This is a genomic window from Streptomyces stelliscabiei, from assembly GCF_014873495.1.
Taxonomy (GTDB): domain Bacteria; phylum Actinomycetota; class Actinomycetes; order Streptomycetales; family Streptomycetaceae; genus Streptomyces; species Streptomyces bottropensis.
On sequence record NZ_JADBGF010000001.1, the window covers coordinates 8,777,364 to 8,793,925 of the forward strand.

Annotated in this window: 17 protein-coding genes and 1 pseudogene; 3 read left to right on the forward strand and 15 right to left on the reverse strand. The window is 70.6% G+C overall.

Annotation, left to right across the window (positions count from 1 at the left end; translation table 11 throughout):
* Window positions 1–119: 119 nt before the first annotated feature.
* Window positions 120–1,427: an MFS transporter gene (locus H4687_RS38600; protein ID WP_012999275.1), complete on the reverse strand. Its 1,308-nt coding sequence runs from the start codon at window positions 1,425–1,427 to the stop codon at window positions 120–122.
* 202 nt (window positions 1,428–1,629) lie between these two features.
* On the opposite strand from H4687_RS38600, the gene H4687_RS38605 reads away from it, so the two are divergent.
* Complete coding sequence (locus tag H4687_RS38605) at window positions 1,630–1,773, forward strand: hypothetical protein (RefSeq protein WP_158512223.1); 144 nt, start codon at window positions 1,630–1,632, stop codon at window positions 1,771–1,773.
* A 42-nt stretch (window positions 1,774–1,815) separates the two neighbouring features.
* Here the strand turns inward: H4687_RS38605 and H4687_RS38610 are convergent, their stop codons facing one another.
* The 9 genes and pseudogenes from H4687_RS38610 to H4687_RS38640 form a co-directional block, all read right to left on the reverse strand.
* Window positions 1,816–3,054 carry an acyl-CoA dehydrogenase family protein gene (locus H4687_RS38610; protein WP_012999273.1) on the reverse strand — a complete coding sequence of 413 codons (1,239 nt, stop codon included), beginning with the start codon at window positions 3,052–3,054 and terminating at the stop codon, window positions 1,816–1,818.
* 211 nt (window positions 3,055–3,265) lie between these two features.
* A pseudogene (locus tag H4687_RS48560) lies at window positions 3,266–3,745 on the reverse strand (zinc-binding dehydrogenase); the annotation flags it as partial.
* A gap of 40 nt (window positions 3,746–3,785) precedes the next feature.
* Entirely contained in the window at window positions 3,786–4,589 is an 804-nt protein-coding gene (locus H4687_RS38620; RefSeq protein ID WP_037724147.1) for a dienelactone hydrolase family protein, read from the reverse strand.
* 60 nt (window positions 4,590–4,649) lie between these two features.
* Window positions 4,650–4,772: a hypothetical protein gene (locus H4687_RS47715; RefSeq protein ID WP_012999271.1), complete on the reverse strand. Its 123-nt coding sequence runs from the start codon at window positions 4,770–4,772 to the stop codon at window positions 4,650–4,652.
* Window positions 4,769–5,716 (reverse strand): SDR family NAD(P)-dependent oxidoreductase, encoded by a 948-nt coding sequence (locus tag H4687_RS38625; protein ID WP_012999270.1) that lies wholly within the window; start codon window positions 5,714–5,716, stop codon window positions 4,769–4,771. Before H4687_RS38625 ends, H4687_RS47715 begins: the two co-directional genes overlap by 4 nt.
* A complete protein-coding gene (locus tag H4687_RS46945) occupies window positions 5,713–5,895 on the reverse strand; it encodes a hypothetical protein (protein WP_037724148.1) in 183 nt (60 codons plus the stop codon). Before H4687_RS46945 ends, H4687_RS38625 begins: the two co-directional genes overlap by 4 nt.
* Before the next feature lie 62 nt (window positions 5,896–5,957).
* Entirely contained in the window at window positions 5,958–7,139 is a 1,182-nt protein-coding gene (locus tag H4687_RS38630; protein WP_046918642.1) for an acyl-CoA dehydrogenase family protein, read from the reverse strand.
* Between the two features lie 505 nt (window positions 7,140–7,644).
* On the reverse strand, window positions 7,645–8,049 hold the full coding sequence (locus H4687_RS38635) for a hypothetical protein (RefSeq protein WP_012999266.1): 405 nt from the start codon (window positions 8,047–8,049) through the stop codon (window positions 7,645–7,647).
* Window positions 8,046–8,378, reverse strand: a complete 333-nt coding sequence (locus H4687_RS38640) for a hypothetical protein (protein ID WP_148274182.1) — start codon at window positions 8,376–8,378, stop codon at window positions 8,046–8,048. Before H4687_RS38640 ends, H4687_RS38635 begins: the two co-directional genes overlap by 4 nt.
* A 37-nt stretch (window positions 8,379–8,415) precedes the next feature.
* On the opposite strand from H4687_RS38640, the gene H4687_RS38645 reads away from it, so the two are divergent.
* Window positions 8,416–9,414, forward strand: a complete 999-nt coding sequence (locus H4687_RS38645; RefSeq protein WP_012999265.1) for a PIN domain-containing protein — start codon at window positions 8,416–8,418, stop codon at window positions 9,412–9,414.
* Between the two features lie 43 nt (window positions 9,415–9,457).
* Here the strand turns inward: H4687_RS38645 and H4687_RS38650 are convergent, their stop codons facing one another.
* The 5 genes from H4687_RS38650 to H4687_RS38670 form a co-directional block, all read right to left on the reverse strand.
* Entirely contained in the window at window positions 9,458–9,730 is a 273-nt protein-coding gene (locus H4687_RS38650) for a hypothetical protein (protein WP_231884902.1), read from the reverse strand.
* A gap of 166 nt (window positions 9,731–9,896) precedes the next feature.
* Window positions 9,897–10,775 carry a hypothetical protein gene (locus H4687_RS38655; RefSeq protein WP_148274181.1) on the reverse strand — a complete coding sequence of 293 codons (879 nt, stop codon included), beginning with the start codon at window positions 10,773–10,775 and terminating at the stop codon, window positions 9,897–9,899.
* Window positions 10,772–11,485, reverse strand: coding sequence for a ParA family protein (locus tag H4687_RS38660; RefSeq protein ID WP_012999263.1), 714 nt, complete (start codon window positions 11,483–11,485; stop codon window positions 10,772–10,774). The genes H4687_RS38655 and H4687_RS38660 overlap by 4 nt, the downstream gene beginning before the upstream one ends.
* 183 nt (window positions 11,486–11,668) lie before the next feature.
* Window positions 11,669–12,259: a helix-turn-helix domain-containing protein gene (locus tag H4687_RS38665; protein ID WP_046774077.1), complete on the reverse strand. Its 591-nt coding sequence runs from the start codon at window positions 12,257–12,259 to the stop codon at window positions 11,669–11,671.
* Entirely contained in the window at window positions 12,241–13,746 is a 1,506-nt protein-coding gene (locus tag H4687_RS38670) for a helix-turn-helix domain-containing protein (protein WP_231884901.1), read from the reverse strand. Before H4687_RS38670 ends, H4687_RS38665 begins: the two co-directional genes overlap by 19 nt.
* 732 nt (window positions 13,747–14,478) lie before the next feature.
* Between H4687_RS38670 and H4687_RS38675 the strand changes: the two genes are divergently transcribed.
* Window positions 14,479–16,530: a phosphocholine-specific phospholipase C gene (locus H4687_RS38675; RefSeq protein ID WP_046918641.1), complete on the forward strand. Its 2,052-nt coding sequence runs from the start codon at window positions 14,479–14,481 to the stop codon at window positions 16,528–16,530.
* Window positions 16,531–16,562: the final 32 nt, after the last annotated feature.

Genomic DNA, 16,562 nt, shown 5'->3' on the forward strand with positions numbered 1-16,562 from the left:
GCTCCGCAAAATCCACGATCCCCGCAACTCCCTCAACTCCAGGGTGTGGCGGGGATCGATAGAACCCGCCCGCGGCCGTGGGGCCCAGGACCTGGGCGGAGCGACCGGGCGGAGCGATCTCAGGGATGGGCGGCGCGGCCGGGGTCCGGGGCAGGAACGTCCCGGTCTGCTGTGAGTTCTTTCGCGGCCTCGGTCTCAGGCTCCGGGTAGCGAGGCATGAAGAAGGCCACGGCCGTGGCGATCACGATGGCGACGAGCATGACCAGGAGCACGCCGTCGTACGTGCCGGCCTGCTCCACGGCCACCTGTACGAGGAAGGGGATGGTGCCGAAGGCGACGACGCCGGTGATGCCGAGGGTCAGTCCCAGGAGCGGCGCGAAGGACCGGTCCCCGAAATACCGGCCCAGCAGATAGGGCGCGATCGTGTACTCGGCCCCCTGGAACCCGCCCAGCAGGGCCAGGGCGACGAACAGCAGCCAGGTGGTGCCGTGGGTGGTCGTCACGATCAGCATTCCGAGCAGGACACTCGCGAAGAAGGGGAAGGCCGCCCGAGCGGACTTCGACCGGTCCATCACGGGCCCGGCGACGCACTGGCCAGCGAACGACGCGAGCCAGAAGACCGACAGCGCGAGCGACACGGTCCCGCTGCCGTACCCGCGCTCGCCGAACAGATCGACACCGAGGGTCCGTACGGACATCGTGACCCCCGTCGGGACCAGGATGATCAGCATGAGGAGGAGCCAGGCACGCGACCGGAGCGCCGCGGCCAGCGGGACGCCGGGGGCGTTACGGTGTTCCTGCGGGCTCGCGTGCGCCGAGGCCTCGATGACTGGTCCGCTGTCCGGCACCGGGCGGGCCCCGGGGGCCGGCGGTGCCGTGTCCGGCTGGGAGAGCAGGACGATCTGGGCCGGAACGCAGAGCACCAGCACGCACAGGCCCAGCACGAGATACGTGTACCGCCAGCTGAAGGAGCTGGTGGACCACTCGAACAGCGGCGAGTAGACGGCGCTGGACAGGCTCGCCACCGCGCTGATCAGGGAGAACCCTACCCCGCGGTGGCGAGGGAACCATATCGACACGGTCTTGAAGCCCACCACCTGGGCGCAGACCTGGCTGCCCGCCAGGGCGACGACGGCGAGGACGCCGAAGAGCGCGCTCGCTGGCACCACCATCATCAGGCAGAACGCGACCCCGTAGATCAGCGAGGACCACACGGCGACGGTCCGCATGCTTACCTTGTCGACCAGGTAGCCACCGAAAGTGAGCACGAAGGGCGAGGAGAACAGCGGCAAGGACGACATGAGCAGCACCGTCTGCGACTGCGACCAGCCGAAGTCCTCGGATACCGGAGCGAGCATGTACGTGGTGAGATTGTTCACCACCGAGGGGCCCAGGATCATCGCGGTGATACCCGCGCAGATCGCCATCCACGCCCCCCGGGGGTAGCTCCGCAGCGACGCGAAATACTCACGAAGGGAGCCGCCCGCGGGATCGGGACCGGCAAGGGGTTGCTGGGGTGTGGGGTGAGGGTGGGGCATCGTTGACCTTCCTCTGGGGCAGTCGTGGGCCAAGTAGACGTCGTCCGGTCCGCGGCCCGCCGTTCTGCGGGGCCCCGGGGTGACCGGCGTCATGACGCCGGTGCGCGACGGGAGGGGCGAGGTCGTGGCGGCGCTCGCCGAGCGGGTCGGGCCGGCGGCCGAGGCGGAGATCGTCACGAAGGTGGTGGCCACGGCCACGGCCATCGGCGACCGGCTCGCCACGGCCGCGGACTGACCGTCGCCGGCTGACGGTCGCGGCTGAGGGGGAGCGGGGCCCTCAGAACGACCAAGCATGCGCCTCCCCGAAGCTGTGCGCCCCGTACTGCCGGGCGAACGTGTGGTACTGCGCGCCGATGTGGGTCCGCCACATGGCCACGTCGCGCAGGTAGCGCTGCATGCGCTGGCCCTGCCCGGACGCCGAGGTGCCGGCGGAGTTGAACAGGGTGTCCACGGCCTCGGCGGCCAGGTGCCCGGCCTGCATGAGCGTGGCGCCGAGCCCGGAGCCCATCTCCGCGGTGATCGTGAGCCGCCCCTCGACGGACTCGCGGCTCCACTCGGTCATGAGGTCGGCGGTGTGGCAGACGATGGCCTCGGCGGCGTTGGCCTTCAGCCTCGCCTCCCCGAAGTCGCGCTGGTACAGGGGGTCCTTGAAGCGCGGGCCGCCGCCGGGGACGGTGGTGTTCCGGGTCCGGGCCAGGTGCTCGAACTCGTCGAGGGCGGCGCGGGCGGCGCCGACGACGCTGACGACCAGCTCCAGGACGAAGAAGCCGCCCGTGACCGCCCCGAGGTACATCGGGTTGCCGTGCAGCCGCACCCCGGGCGAGGTGGTGGTGTTGATCTTGTCGGGGTCCATGACGATGCCGTAGTGCTCGGGCACCACCTGCTGCTCGACGATGACGCTGTTCGAGCCGCTCGCCCGCATGCCGAGGACGCGGTCCCCGCCCCAGTCGTCCGCGATGGTGAACTGCCCGGCGGGGATGAGAATCTGCATGAGGCGGGCGCCCGCGACCGGCTCGCCGGGAACGGGCGGCGGCGCGCCCTCCTCGCCGACCAGCACGGACACGGTGGCGTGGGAGGCGTACGGCACGCCGGACTGGTAGCGGGACCGGGCGTTCACCAGCCAGCCGCCCTCGACCCGCGTGGCGGTGCCGGCGGGGTTGAACGCGTGGGAGGCGCGGAAGTAGCCGTGTTCGTTGGTGAACACCTCGTCCTGCGCCCGCTCCGGCCAGTGCGCGGCGACGCTGAGCGCGTGACCCTGTCCCAGGCACAGGCACCAGGCGGTGCCCGGGTCGCCGCGCCCGACCTCCATGATGACCTGGGCGAAGGTGCGCACGTCCACCTCCAGGCCGCCGTAGCGGCGCGGGGTCAGCAGCCGGTAGAAGCCGGCCTCCTGGAACGCCTCGTGCACCGCCGGCGTGTAGTGGCCGAGCCGCTCGGCCTCCTCGGCCTGGTCCCGGATCAGGTTCCGCAGCTTCTGGGCGCGTTCGATCAGCACCGCCGCCGTCTCCGCAGTCATCGTGTGGCTCTCCTCGTCGTTGTTTCTCAGGGCAAGTCTGGTGAGGTGGGGTGGGTGGGGCAGGGCAGGGGAACTCAGCGGCGGGGACCACGCTGGCGCCGAGCACGGAGCAGTCGGCGACGTCCCGCATGGCCTGCACGACCTCGTCGAGGCCGTAGCTGCGCTCGGCCATCGCCTTGAGGTCGAGCTGCCCCTGCTCGGCGAGCCGCACCATCCAGGGCAGGTCGCGGCGCATCCGCAGCGAGCCCTGCTGGCAGCTGTGCACCGTCTTGCCGTGGTTGGAGAACTCCATCATGGGGAACGTGACGGTGGCGCCGGGGTCCTCGCTCAGCCCGGCCGGCGTCAGGTGCCCGGCCGAGCGGGTCATGGCCCATGCCTGCTCGACGGCCCGGGCCTCGCGCGCCGCCTCGAAGACGAAGTCGGCGCCGCGCCCCTGGTTGATGCCCCCGAGGTCCCCCGAGAGGTCCATGACGGCCTCGACCGGGTCGACCTCGGTGGGGTCGAGGGCCGTGGTGGCGCCGAGGCGCAGGGCGGCCTCGCGCCGGTGGGGCAGCGGGTCGATCGCGATGATCTGCGCGGCCAGGGCCAGCCGCGCCGCCTGCACGTAGGACAGCCCGACTGGCCCGCAGCCCACCACGGCGACGACGCTGCCGGGCTCTGTTCGGTGATGTACGCGCACACGGCACTTCACCTTCCTGTGCTGTGCTGGTCGGGTCCCGTGCGGTCGCCGCTCAGTCGGCGGGCTCGGCCGGGGTCGCCAGGTGGTGGGTGAAGAACTCGCGCACCAGGCGCCATCCCTCGACGGCCGCCTGGGGGGTGTAGCCGCCGCTGGACCAGTCGAAGAAGTCGTGGTCCGCGCCGTCGAAGAGGTGGTAGTCGAAGTCCTTGCCGGCGTCCCGAAGCACCTTCTCCTGGGCGGCGACCTCCGAGGGCGAGGGGACCAGGTCCTCGGAGCCGAACAGGCCCAGCAGCGGGGCCGACAGGCCGGGGGTGAGGTGGGCGATGGGCTCGACGAGCATGGGCGAGGCGTCGGGCGGCGGGGGGCCGGGAAGGGCCGGGGGCTTGTCCGGCTTGTCCACGATCACGCCGCCTCCGCCGTTGACGATGGCGTCCGCCCAGGTGGAGGTGCAGCCGATGTAGTAGGCCTGCCGGGCGCCCGAGCAGAAGCCGATCAGCCCCACCCGGCCGTTGGCGTTGGACATGGCGCGCAGGTACGCGGCGGCGCCGGCCGCGTCAGTGGCGACCCGGTCGTCCGGGGCGCCCCCCAGGCGGCGCATCTCGGCGGCGGCGTCGTCGGGATCACCCCACGGGTTCTCGCGGTGGTGGAGGTGGGGGCAGATGGTGTTGAAGCCATAGACGGCGAGCCGGCGGGTGTATTCCTTGCTGGCCTCGTCGTAGCCGGGCTCGTGGTGGAGCACCACCACGCCGCCGAGCGGTCGGTCGGTGAGCGGGCGAGCCACGTAGGCCTCGATGGGCTCGCCGTCCTGGCTGGTGAGGGTGATGGTCTCGGCCAGCGTGGCGTCGTACCGGGACATCGCTGTCCTCCTTCGTGCTGGGTGATTCGTGCGGTGTGCGGGGGGCGGGGCGGGTGGGGCTCAGGCCGGGCAGCGGCCGTCGACCACGGCCATGCTCAGCCGGCGCAGCACCGTGAAGGCCGCCTCGCGGACCGTGCCGGGCCCGTCGGTCAGCGGGTGTGCGGGCGGCACGCGGCCGGTCATCGGGAGTCCTCGGGGGGCCCACCGGGCCAGAAGCCGTCCCGGACGGGGTCGCCGTAGTCGCGGGACTGCTTGCGGTCGACCACCCGATGCCAGTGGGCCGCCAGGTCCTCGACCGTCATGCCGGGGTTGCCCCAGCCCTCGGTCTGGGCGAAGTAGCTCTCCCAGACCCGGCCGGACTCCGAGTGGATGCCGGCGCCCGAGCAGGGGCAGGACTCGTGGGCGAGGTAGGCCGCTGCCGGGGCGACCATCTCGGGGGTGCCGATCTCCGGCGGCGCGGGGTGGCCGGTCTCCGGCGGCGCGGGGATGCCGGGAGCGACCCGGACGGAGCCGGTGGCGGCGCCGGGGGCCAGGGCGTTGACGACGATGCCGTGTCGGTGCCCCTCCAGGGCCAGGGTGCGAGTCAGGCTCCACACGCCGGCCTTGGCGGCGCCGTACACCGAGGAGTAGCCCGCCCCGGTCATGGCCCCGGAGGTGGTGTTCACGATGCGCCCGTAGCCGGCCTCGCGCATGTGCGGCCACACCGCCCGGCACATCCAGATGGTGCCCATGAGGTGCACGTCGACGAGCGCGGAGATGGCGTCGGAGGGGAGGCGGTCGAACTCCCCGACCCGGAACACGCCGGCGTTGTTGATCAGCACGTCCACCCGCCCCCAGGCGTCCAGGGCGGTGCCCACCACGCCCTTCGCGCCGTCCTCGGTCGCCACCGAGTGGGTGTCGGCGATCGCCTCGCCGCCCTCGGCGCGGATCTCGGCGGCGATGGTCTCGGCGCTCGCGGCGTACGTGCCGCGGCCGTCCGGGCCCACGCCCAGGTCGTTGACGACGACCCGTGCGCCCCGCCGCGCAAGCAGCTGGGCGTAGGAGCGTCCCAGGCCCGGGTTGCCGCCGGCGCCGGTGACGACGACGACGCGGTCGTCGAAGCGCAGGGTGGGCTGTTCCCCGCTCACTCCACACCCTCCGGCACTGCGGCCAGTACCCGCTGCACGGCCGCGGCCAGCTCGAGGGCGGACTCCCGGCTGACCTCCACGGCGACGTGGGGGTGGGCGGGCGTGGGCAGGGCGATGGCCTCCCAGGCCTCCTGTGCCGTGCGGCGCGGGCCGCTCGGCGGCTTGCGTTCGATGGTCATGTCGGTCACTCCTGTCGGAGGTGAGGGCGGCCGCCGCCGAGGCGTGGCGCACCGCGGGTCGGTCAGAGGCGGAGCCCGAGGGGGTCCAGCCCCAGCACCGCGCGGGCGTAGGGCTGGGAGGCGATGTTGAAGTTGCCCAACGGCCCATGGGTGGCGGCGTGGACGTCGCGGTGGAGGCGCTGCAGCGGGTCCTTCGTGGACAGCGAGCGGGCGCCGCCCAGGTCGAATATGCGGTTGACGGCCTGCACCGAGAGCTTGCAGCCGTAGCCGCGGTTCCGCAGGTGGGCGGTGAGGTGCTCGATGGAGGGGTAGTCGCCGGCCTCGCCGATGCGCTGGGCCACCTCCATGTCCTCCAGCAGCATGGACCGGGCGGCCGCCACCTCCACCGTGGCCTCCGCGATCTGGGTCTGCACCATGGTGGAGTCGGCGCTTTTCACGCTGCCGGAGGTGCCGCGGGTCCGGGCGATGAGCTCCTCCGCCGCCCCCTGCGCGCCGCCGATCGCGACACAGGTCAGGTCCTGCAAGGTCGACATCGGGGCGAGGTAGCGCCGCTGCCGGTGGTAGCCGTACGCGCGCTCCAGGTCCGGGTCCCGCTCGAAGTCCACCGGGGGCCGCGGGATCTTGCCCCGGTGCTCCGGCACGAAGGCGTCCTCGATGAGGACGTCCTTGCTGCCGGTGCCGCGCAGGCCGGAGACGTCCCAGCTGCCGGCGTCGATGGTGTAGTCGCTGCGGGGCAGGATGAACTGCCGGATGCCCTCCTGTCCGGGGGCCACGACGAACATCCACTGGGAGTGGTCGCAGCCGCTGGCGAACTTCCCATGGCCGGATACCCGGTACCCGCCCGGGACCTTGCGCCACTCGGACTTCACGCCGAGCTGGACGCTGGCGGAGAGCATGTCGGGCCCGTCGGCGAAGACCTCTTCCTGGGCCTCCATCGACCAGAAGCCCATCCAATAGGCGTGCAGCGCCTGCAGGACGTACACCCAACCCGTGGACGGGCAGGAGCGGGAAAACTCCATGGCGACCTCGTACATGGTGGCGACGTCCACGTCGAGGCCCCCGAACTTGATCGGGGTACCGATGCGCACCAGCTCGGCATCGATGATGTCCTGCATCGTCTCCTGGGAGACCTGCGAGGCGTCTTCCGTGGCCTGCGCGCGCTGCCTCAGCGCGGGGGCCAACGCGGCGGCGCGTTTGAGAAGCTCCTCGCGGGCTGCCTGGTCCACTCCGGACTGGATGCTCATAACCTCACCTCGGGCCACAACAGGGGGAAGTCGGTCAGCGGCCGCTCGTGCGGAGGGCGTGGCACGAGAGGATGACCGTGACTGCTTGCGCGCATGCAATGGTTGCACGCTAGAAGCGTTCCATGCAACCATTGCATGCGTGCAAGCGTTTGTCGGATCCCCTGCCGACTGCCCAGCGGGAGGCCGCGAACAGCGCGGCGCCGGATCTGCGACTGGACGCCGCGGTGCGGCTATTGAGTGGCCTTCGGCGGGCAGCTGGTGCAGAGCCAGACGCCTCGGATCCGGACCGAGATCAAGCGTCACTTCGATCTGTTCAGCGCCGAGTTTGCCAGCGAGGACGGTCTACTGGCGTTGCCGCATGCGGCCTTGCTCGCGCGTGCGCGTCGCTGACCCAGGTCGGCTGCTGTCACGCAGCGGTCAGACAGGAGTCCGAGCCAGCCGGGCGTACATCTGAAGTTCGGCCGCTCTTCATCTGTGTACGGACCAATGTCCCGAGCTGTCAGGGTCAGGGGCGGCCGGGGACGGTGTCTCCGGTTCTCGGGCTGATCAGGGTGACGCCGCTGTGAGCCTGCAGGGCGACGCGCAGGGCCTCGTTCTCCAGGGTCAGGCGCCGGATGTGGTCTTCGTAGATGTACAGGTGACGGGTGAGGTTCTCCTTCTCTGCGCGCAGGCGGGCAATGGTCTGCTGGTCCTTATCGGTGTTGCGGGCGCGGGGCTGGGTCGCCGAGCGGGCTGCTTCCGTCTGGAGCCGGGTGATCTGATCGGGGAAGTCCCGGTAGAGGGTCTGGCGGGGGACGTTGAGGCGGCGGGCAAGAGCGGAGACAGTGGCCCGGGGCCCGTCTGCGGCGTCTTCCAGCAGAGCCTCGACGGCAGCATCGACGGCCTGGAGGGTCAGTTCGTGCCGTCTCATGTCCGCGCCTGTTGATCTGGTGCTGGGGTGGGATAGCCGAGAAAGGAGGCGATCTCGTCGCGGCGTCGGACCAGCCGGTCGCGGACGAGTGGAGCGAGGATGTCGCCGCGCGCTAACTGGACGTCCAGCAGGGCGAGTCGATGGCGCCAGGCCGCCCTGTTGTCTTCGGTGAAGGCGGCGTTGTTGCAGGCCAGGGGCTGGCAGCTGTTCAGTGCAGGAGCCTGGGCGCTGTCGGCCGGTGGCCTGCAAAGACGGCGGTCGGGGTTGTCGCTGCAGGTGACGAACGTGCCCGGATAGATCCGCGGATGCGGGCGGGTGATGTTGGACACCAGTGCGGCCGCTACGCTCGCTCTGCTGGAGCGTGGCGTGTCCGAGCAACTGATCGGCCAGCGGCAGGTGGTCATGACGACTGACCAGCTTCTGGCTGACACGCTGCAGGCCAAAGAGTCCATTGCGCTGCGGTCCGATATGACACTGGCTTGGGATGAGCGCAGCGCCAGTACCGCCGTCCTGACCTCGACGCCCGAGCAGTTGGCCGCGCTGCGGTCCACGTCAGCGCGGCCGGTGGAGATCATGCAATCAGCTCCCCGGGTGTCACGGCCGGAGTTGCGCAGCCTTCCACGACTGCCCAGCGGCCGTCGTGGCACGGAATGGCTGACGGCCGTCGACTACGCCAAGGAACACGGCCACATCCTGTGGTGCGACGACCGAATCTTGCGCGCTGTCGCACGGTCGCAGGGCGTGGCCTCCTTCGGCACGCTCGCTCTCATCGACGCCTGCGTGCAGAGCAACCTGATGGAGCCCCGGGAGGGATTGGTCATGAAGGCCGAGCTGCTCCGAAACTACTACGTCGACATCCCGTTCTTCGCCGACCTCTACAGTACTGCGGCGCAGGCCGACGGCTGGCAGGCAACGGCGGTTGCTGTGGCTGTGTCACGGCCAGGCGCATGGTCCGACCCACAAGCCGCGGCGGCATTCGTCCTCAATGCTGCTTCGCAGACCATTGGCTCCCTGCCGCACGAGGCCTCGGCATGGCTCAGCGCCGCCTACGCCGGCCTGTATCGGGCGACACTGCCCTCGCACCGGCCGCGCAACCTCCAGGTCCTTTCTTGGCAGGTCATCACCCAGCCGTGGGTTTCGGCCTCCTCGCTCCCGTTCGTCCTGGCGGGGCTGCACGCTGGCAGGGAGGATGTGGCCGACACCGACGCCCCGCTTCGGGCTGCAATCACCCAGTACTACGGCGCCCTGGTCGACCAGTTTGGCCATATCACCGCCGCCAGCACTCTGATGAGTCTGTTCGCCCTCACCGAGGGGGAGGACAAAGCCACTGCGGCGCGCACCGTGCTGACCTACCTTGCCCGGTAGACAGCAGGAAGGGAGCCCAGCGGCAGTTGGTCCGACTGCCCGCTCATGGCGTTTCAGCCTGGGGCAGGGCGAGGTCGGGTGGGTAGCCCTTGGCACGAAGCCAGCTATCGAGGGCCAGGGCGACGATGTCGCCGTGGGGAACGTCCTGGTCGGCGTAGTAGCGACGGATGCGTCTCTGAAGTTGCAGGACGTCAGGGACGGCGTAGTTGAGCTGTCCGCGTTTGATGTGGCGGTTGCCGATCACCGCGAGAGTGTCGGGATGGGGAGTGAGCGGATCGTCGGCGGGCTCGGACTGCGCATCGAGTGCGTCGGCCACGTCGCGTAGCCGACGGGCGTGGTGGGAGAGGTCGGGCACGAACGTTGCTCCGGTCAGTGCGGCTAGGCGGCTAGTTAGCCGCCTATTGGGCTATTGGAATAGTCGGCGGAAGGGGCGGCCGCGCACTCCGCGAGCTGGCTGCCGCCCCCCTGTGCCGTACGGCGGGTCAGAACCCGCGGGTGGTGAGCCACTCGTCCAGCGCGACCGAGACGATGTCGCCCATGGGCAGGTGGTCGAGTTCGTTGTCCAGCGCGAAGCGCTTGATCCGCTTCTTCAGCTTCAGCGCAGCAGGGACCGAGGCGTCCAGGCTCTCGCGCGCGATGATGCGCTGATTAAGGACGACTGCCGCCTCCGGGATGTCCTTCGGACGCCCCGGCCCCCGCTCCCATGACGTCCCGTTACTGGGCGCGGCATCCGAACCGGCATGCTGCTCGTGCTGAGGACTCGCTGCGCTGGCGCTCGCAGGGAACGCACTACTTCCCGCAACGGGAAGGACCGTCGAGTGAACCGCCACCTCAGCGGTGTACGCCCCACCTGGAGCGGTGCCCGTGTTTCGGGACGACCCACGCTGTGAGACGTGCTCGACTGACTGCGGGGGCTGGACCGCAGGTGCTGCAGGCCCCGCTGCCGGGGCCACGGTCTGTCCCAGCGCTTGCTGCTCCACCGACTCCACAGCAGCTACTGCTCCCGCCTCGGGGGCGACGACGGCCTGACCAGTCTCCTGATTGGCGGCCGACACCTGCACCGGGCTCATTGGTGCAGTCTCGATGCCCGCGTGGGCGGATGGTGTCGCAGGCGCCTGCGACACCTCGGCCATCGCCTCGGTCCGGGCCTGCGCTGATGCCTCGACGGGCACAGTGGAAGGGGGCTGACCTTGGGACTCCCTTGCAGCGGGACGGCCTTCGCCCTGGTCGGTGGCCTGTTCGGCGGCGTACTGCTCGGGGGTGAGCTCGGCGGCCGGGGGAGGGGGAGGTGGTGCCGTCTTCTTGGCCCCGCCCAGGGTGCGGCCGGTGCGGCGGGCCGGGGGTTTCATTCGCTCGCTCATGCGGTGAGCTCCTTCATCAGCTCGGCGTACTCGCTCAGCTCGGTCGGGATCTCGCCGAAGGCCTCCATGTAGTGCACCCAGGCGTGGATGACGGTCTCGGCGAGCGGGAACGGCTCGTCGCGGTCTGGGCCGATGCCCTCACCCTTCTCGGGCTCCAGCAGCTTGTCCTTGGCGTTGCGGGGCAGGCTGGTGCGGTCGTCGGCCTTCACGAGGACCACGTGGGCGGTGACGTCGCGCTCGTTACGGGCGGCGGCGCGCTCGGCCTCGTCGAAGGTGGCCACGAGCTTGCGGCGCTCGATCTTGGTGGGGGCGACCGGCACGAGCAGCAGGTTCGCCTCGGTGACAGCCTCGTGGAAGATGCGGGCGCTGCCGCCGCCGGCGTCGACGACGATCGCGCCGAACTCGGACCGCTTCTCACGGATGTACTCGGCGATGTCGTCGAACGGGTACCGCTCGACCACCAAGTCGGCCGGGATCTCGAAGCCGGCGGCCTGGGCGACCTTGCACCAGTCGTAGGCGGACTGGCTGGTGGCGTCGGCGTCCAGCAGCAGCGTCGGCAGCTCCAGGACGACGGCGTAGTAGAGGGCGATGAACCAGGCGGAGGTGGTCTTGCCGGTGCCGCCCTTGAGCATGCCGACGACGATGACGAAGGCGTCCCAGGCGCGGGCTGTGGCCGCGGCCAGGGTCTTGATACGGGTGTTCTCGTTCACGTGTGCTTGTTCTCCTGAAACTGGAAAGGGTGCGTTGAGTTGTGGGGGTCTGCGAGAGAGCCGACTTCGGTGCGCTGCTTGCCGATGACGGAGGGGCCCGTGCAGCCGCGCCGCGCCCGGCATGGCGCACGGTCGACTCCCTCTGTCGGGCATGGCGGGGGACACCCGACAGGCTGGGGGCGCTCATGACTGTTTCCTCGGGTCACGGGCTGGGCTGTGGTTGTGCTGGGGACGCATCCGGGTGCCGGCCTGGTGCAGGAGCCGGTAGACGGTGGCGACGGAGTAGTTGCACTCCTGAGCGAGGTCCGGGACTGAGGCGCCGGCCTCGTACCGTGCCCGCAGGGACAGCGCGAGCTTGTGCCGCTCGACGGCCCGCGCTGCGGCGCGCACCCGCAGCGTCTGCTGAGTGGTGCGCACGGTCCCACCGGCCTCGATCAGCAGGCGTCGGGCAGCACGCCTCGTCTCTCCCGCGGCCGCGGCGAGCTCCGTGAGGGTTGCGCCATGCTGCTCGTACAGGGTGCGCAGGTGGGCCGCCAGACGCTGGCGAGCCTGCGGATCCTGGCGCATCCGACGGGTTTGCCACGACGTGCGCATCACCGTCCCCACCTCGTGCAGCCGGTTGAGAACCGTGCCGTAGGACAGGCCGCTGGCGGCGACGAGTTCGTCGACTGTGGCGCCGGACTCGTACTGCTTGCGCAGGTCCTCTGGGGTCACCGGCTGGCTTTGGGCAGGGTTGGTTGGAGGGTGTTGTTGGTTCATGCGGCGGAGTTCCATTCGTTGAGGGCTTCGGCATGGGCGGCGGCCAGCTCGTCGTAACTGCGCTGGTCGGATGGGGTGATGAGGATCAGGCGGCCGTCGGTGGCGACCCGCCAGTCGGCGGCCGGACGACCTGTGACCGGGTCCAGGACGCGCCCGTCGGGGGCGTGCCAGGCGGACGGGATCTCGTCGGGACGTCGTGCGGGGACCAGGATTTGGCGGCCGTCGCGGTCGATCACCACGGCCTTGCTGCGGTGCTCCGCAAGCCGGTCCAGCGCCGCCCGGTACGCCGCACGCTCGTTTGCGTGAAAGGCCTTCCGTCGGGCTGCGACGCCCGTGGTGCCGTGGTGCTCGGCGACCTCGGCCCAGCCCTGTGCCGGTGTTGCGGCGAGGCAGGTGTCCGCGTCCGGGAGGCTGTTACCGAAGCCCTCCAGTGCGCGCGGTGCGAGAGCCCAGGTCTCCCCGGTGTGCCGGACGAGCCCGTGGTCGGCCAGGCGTTTCAGAGTCCGGTAGGCGGTCGCGCGGGACACCGAGGAAGTACCGACCAGCTCGGCGACCGTCTGGTGGGGGCGCTGGTGCAGAGCGCTGATGAGCATGAGGGCGGCGCTGCCGAGGCCGTGGTGGGCGAAGGCGTCGTGGCCCATCAGCCGGCCGAGGACGGTGGAGTCGATGTCGGCCGTCGTGGCCGTCTCAGGGGTGGTCCACTCCTCAAGTGCCGGGTCGGGGGGGAACTGAGTGGTCCGGAAACGAGACAACGAAGCAGGGGCACCGTGTCCGGGGGCGCTGCCGTCGCCCAGGTACCACGTGGAGCCCTCCCGGCCGTGGCCGACCCGCAGTCGGCGCAGCCAGCCCTGCGGCTTGAGGACGGTCTCGTAGACCGCCCGCAGCGTCGTGCGGGAGATGCCGGCTTCCTCGGCGGTCTGCCGTTCACTGGCGTGATGCAGGGGACCGCCCGCGATCTCGGCGAAGGTCAGATGCGCCCGCAGCACCCGCAGCGCGGTGCGTCCCCGCTCCCCGCGCCACGGCGTGGTCTCGATGCGGTCGCGCAGCGCGGCAAGGACCTCGTACGCGTCGTGCCGGGAGCTCAGCGCCCTGGTGCTGCTGACCGCTTCCGTGGCGTTGGCCCACACCCGGCGGATGTAGTCCAGGGCGCGCGACTGCCCGGACCGCAACGCGATGTTCCTCGCGTGCCGTCCGCCTTCGTGCTCGGGGTGCAGCAGGACCTGCGTGAGCTGGTCGACGGTGCCGTCGGCGCGGGCCACGTGGCAGGCGATGGCCGCGGTGATCCGGTGCCCGTGCTCAGCCGCGCCCTGGCGGTCCGCGCGCAAGGCCACAGTCCGGCCGCCGGAGGCGAGTCTGCTGTAACTGCCGGTGGCGTAGCGGCCGGTGAGGTCTCCGAGCAGAATGAGATCGGTCGCGGCCGACGGAAGTCGGACGGGGCTGAGAATGCCGCGGAATTCGGCGGAGTTTCGTTGAGAGAGGGCGTGATGGGTGCTGTTCGGCACGGTGGGTTCGTCTCGCAAGAACGTGGACGCCACCCAGGCCCGCTAAAACCACGGGTGGTGTCCGGAACCGACCTCCATCGGCGCCAGCAAGGTCTCCAGAATGGCCGTCCTGGAGGCCTTCGTTTGCCTGGCCCCGAGCGGAGGCAGGCGTCCCCATCGCAGCTCGACCGAGGTCGAAACAGAGCACCGCCAGAGTGATCCACTCTTGATCGACACCCGTCAACTCAGCTCCCCCAGAGGCCTGTTGCAGAGGTCGCTGCCTCTGACTGCCTCTGAGCGACCCGGGTCGAACCGGGGTCGAATCAGAGCGGTTTCCTCTGACTGCCTCCGCTCGCCTCCGCAACCCGTCCTAGCAGGTCACAGCCTCATCGCCCCCACACAAGCGCAGGTCAGAAAGGTGCGCTAGCTGTACCACTGATTCCTGGCGAAGGCGGTCATGTGAGGCATGGCGATCCCGTCCCTGAGAACCCTGAGCGCGGAGCCACGTCACTCCGCGTGCCACCACATTCCTGAGCGCGCCCGGGACCGGGCAATACCCCTTCCGTCAGACGGAAGCCCGCCGCGCAGGGCTTTGCCCGAAGGAGGGCCGCCCGCCCGCCGCTGTTCGCACGGCGGCCCTCCCCGCGTCACATCCGCGCCACGGACCCTTCCCCGGCGTTGGTTCCTCTTGGACCATTCCTTGCGCGCAGGTCACATCCGACGCACCACGTCAGGACAAGAGGTCATCCACCCATGCCTGAAGTCAACCGGCGGCGATTCCTCCAAGTAGCGGGCGCCACGACGGCGTTCAGCGCACTGTCGGCCAGTATCCAGCGGGCCGCGGCGCTGCCCGCGCACCACCGTTCCGGCACGATCGAGGACGTCGAGCACATCGTCGTCCTCATGCAGGAGAACCGGTCCTTCGACCACTACTTCGGCGCCCTGAGAGGTGTCCGGGGCTTCGGCGACCCGCATCCGGTCACGCTGGACAACGGCAGGAGCGTGTGGCACCAGTCGGACGGCACGAAGGACGTCCTGCCGTTCCACCCCGAGGCCGACGATCTCGGGATGCAGTTCCTGGAGGGCCTGCCGCACGGCTGGCCGGACGGGCACGCCGCCTACAACGGCGGCAAGTACGACACGTGGGTGCCGGCCAAGGGCACCACGACGATGGCGTACCTGACCCGTGAGGACATCCCGTTCCACTACGCCCTCGCCGACACCTTCACCGTCTGCGACGCCTACCACTGCTCGTTCATCGGCTCGACCGACCCCAACCGCTACTACATGTGGACGGGTTACACGGGCAACGACGGCAAGGGCGGCGGCCCCGTCCTCGGCAACGACGAGGCCGGCTACGACTGGACGACCTACCCCGAGCGCCTCGAAGCGGCCGGGATCTCCTGGAAGGTCTACCAGGACATCGGCGACGGCCTGGACGCGGCCGGCTCCTGGGGCTGGATAGCGGACGCCTACCGCGGCAACTACGGCGACAACTCCCTGCTCTACTTCAACAAGTACCGCACGGCCAAGCCCGGCGACCCCTGGTACGACAAGGCCCGCACCGGGACGAACGCCAAGGGCGGCGACGGCTACTTCGACCTGCTGAGGGCCGACGTGAAGGCGGGCAGGCTGCCGCAGATCTCCTGGATCGCCGCGCCCGAGGCGTTCTCGGAGCACTCCAACTGGCCCTCGAACTACGGCGCCTGGTACATCTCCCAGGTCCTCGACGCGCTGACCTCTAACCCGGCGGTCTGGGCGAAGACGGCCCTGTTCATCACCTACGACGAGAACGACGGCTTCTTCGACCACCTCGTGCCGCCGCTCCCGCCGCGCGACGCCTCCCGCGGCAGGTCGACGGTCGACGTCGGCCCGGACCTCTTCGCGGGCGGCGCCCACCATGTCGCGGGTCCGTACGGGCTCGGGCCGCGTGTGCCGATGCTGGTCGTCTCCCCCTGGAGCAAGGGCGGTTACGTCTGCTCGGAGACCCTCGACCACACCTCGATCCTGCGGTTCATGGAGCGCCGGTTCGGGGTGCGGGAGCCGAACATCTCGCCGTGGCGGCGGGCGATCTGCGGTGACCTCACCGCCGCGTTCGACTTCTCCCGCAGGGACAGCCGGCCCGCCGCGCTGCCGGACACCGACGCGTACGAGCCGCAGGACCGCGAACGGCACCCCGACTACAAGCCGGCCGTGCCGGGCGACGCCAGCATGCCGAGGCAGGAGCACGGGGTGCGCCCGGCCCGGCCGCTGAAGTACGCGCCCAGGGTGGACGGCGCGGTCGACCCGAAGACCGGGACCCTCACCCTCACCTTCGCCTCCGGCGGCAGGGCGGGGGCGGCCTTCCTCGTCACCTCCGGGAACCGTACGGACGGACCGTGGACGTACACCACCGAGGCGGGCAAGACCGTGTCGGACACCTGGAACTCCGTGTACTCCGGCGGCTCGTACGACCTGACCGTGCACGGCCCCAACGGCTTCCTGCGGGCCTTCGCGGGACCGGGGAAGGCGGGGAAGGCCGGGCCGGAGGTGACCGCCCGGCACACCGGCGACGACGTGGAGCTGACCTTCACCAACAAGGGCGCCGGCACCGTGACCCTGAAGGTCGCGAGCGCCTACGGCGGCCGGTCCCGCTCGGTCAGGGTGCGGCCCGGGGCGCGAGTGCGCGAGGTCTTCGACCTGACGTCGAGCCGCCGCTGGTACGACCTGACCGTCACCGCCGACGGGGGCTTCCTGCGGAGGTTCGCCGGGCACGTGGAGAACGGCCGGGCCGGGGTGAGTGATCCGGCGCTGGGGCGGCGGTAGGCGGGGCGCCGCCCGGTAGCTCCCGGGCGGCG

Excerpts from the sequence above, each read along its gene's own strand:
- H4687_RS38600 (WP_012999275.1), bottom strand. The coding sequence starts at position 1,427 with ATGGCGATCTGCGCGGGTATCACCGCGATGATCCTGGGCCCCTCGGTG.
- H4687_RS38605 (WP_158512223.1), top strand. The coding sequence starts at position 1,630 with ATGACGCCGGTGCGCGACGGGAGGGGCGAGGTCGTGGCGGCGCTCGCC.
- H4687_RS38610 (WP_012999273.1), bottom strand. The coding sequence starts at position 3,054 with ATGACTGCGGAGACGGCGGCGGTGCTGATCGAACGCGCCCAGAAGCTG.
- H4687_RS38620 (WP_037724147.1), bottom strand. The coding sequence starts at position 4,589 with ATGTCCCGGTACGACGCCACGCTGGCCGAGACCATCACCCTCACCAGC.
- H4687_RS47715 (WP_012999271.1), bottom strand. The coding sequence starts at position 4,772 with ATGACCGGCCGCGTGCCGCCCGCACACCCGCTGACCGACGGGCCCGGC.
- H4687_RS46945 (WP_037724148.1), bottom strand. The coding sequence starts at position 5,895 with ATGACCATCGAACGCAAGCCGCCGAGCGGCCCGCGCCGCACGGCACAG.
- H4687_RS38630 (WP_046918642.1), bottom strand. The coding sequence starts at position 7,139 with ATGAGCATCCAGTCCGGAGTGGACCAGGCAGCCCGCGAGGAGCTTCTC.
- H4687_RS38635 (WP_012999266.1), bottom strand. The coding sequence starts at position 8,049 with ATGAGACGGCACGAACTGACCCTCCAGGCCGTCGATGCTGCCGTCGAG.
- H4687_RS38655 (WP_148274181.1), bottom strand. The coding sequence starts at position 10,775 with ATGAGCGAGCGAATGAAACCCCCGGCCCGCCGCACCGGCCGCACCCTG.
- H4687_RS38665 (WP_046774077.1), bottom strand. The coding sequence starts at position 12,259 with ATGGAACTCCGCCGCATGAACCAACAACACCCTCCAACCAACCCTGCC.
- H4687_RS38675 (WP_046918641.1), top strand. The coding sequence starts at position 14,479 with ATGCCTGAAGTCAACCGGCGGCGATTCCTCCAAGTAGCGGGCGCCACG.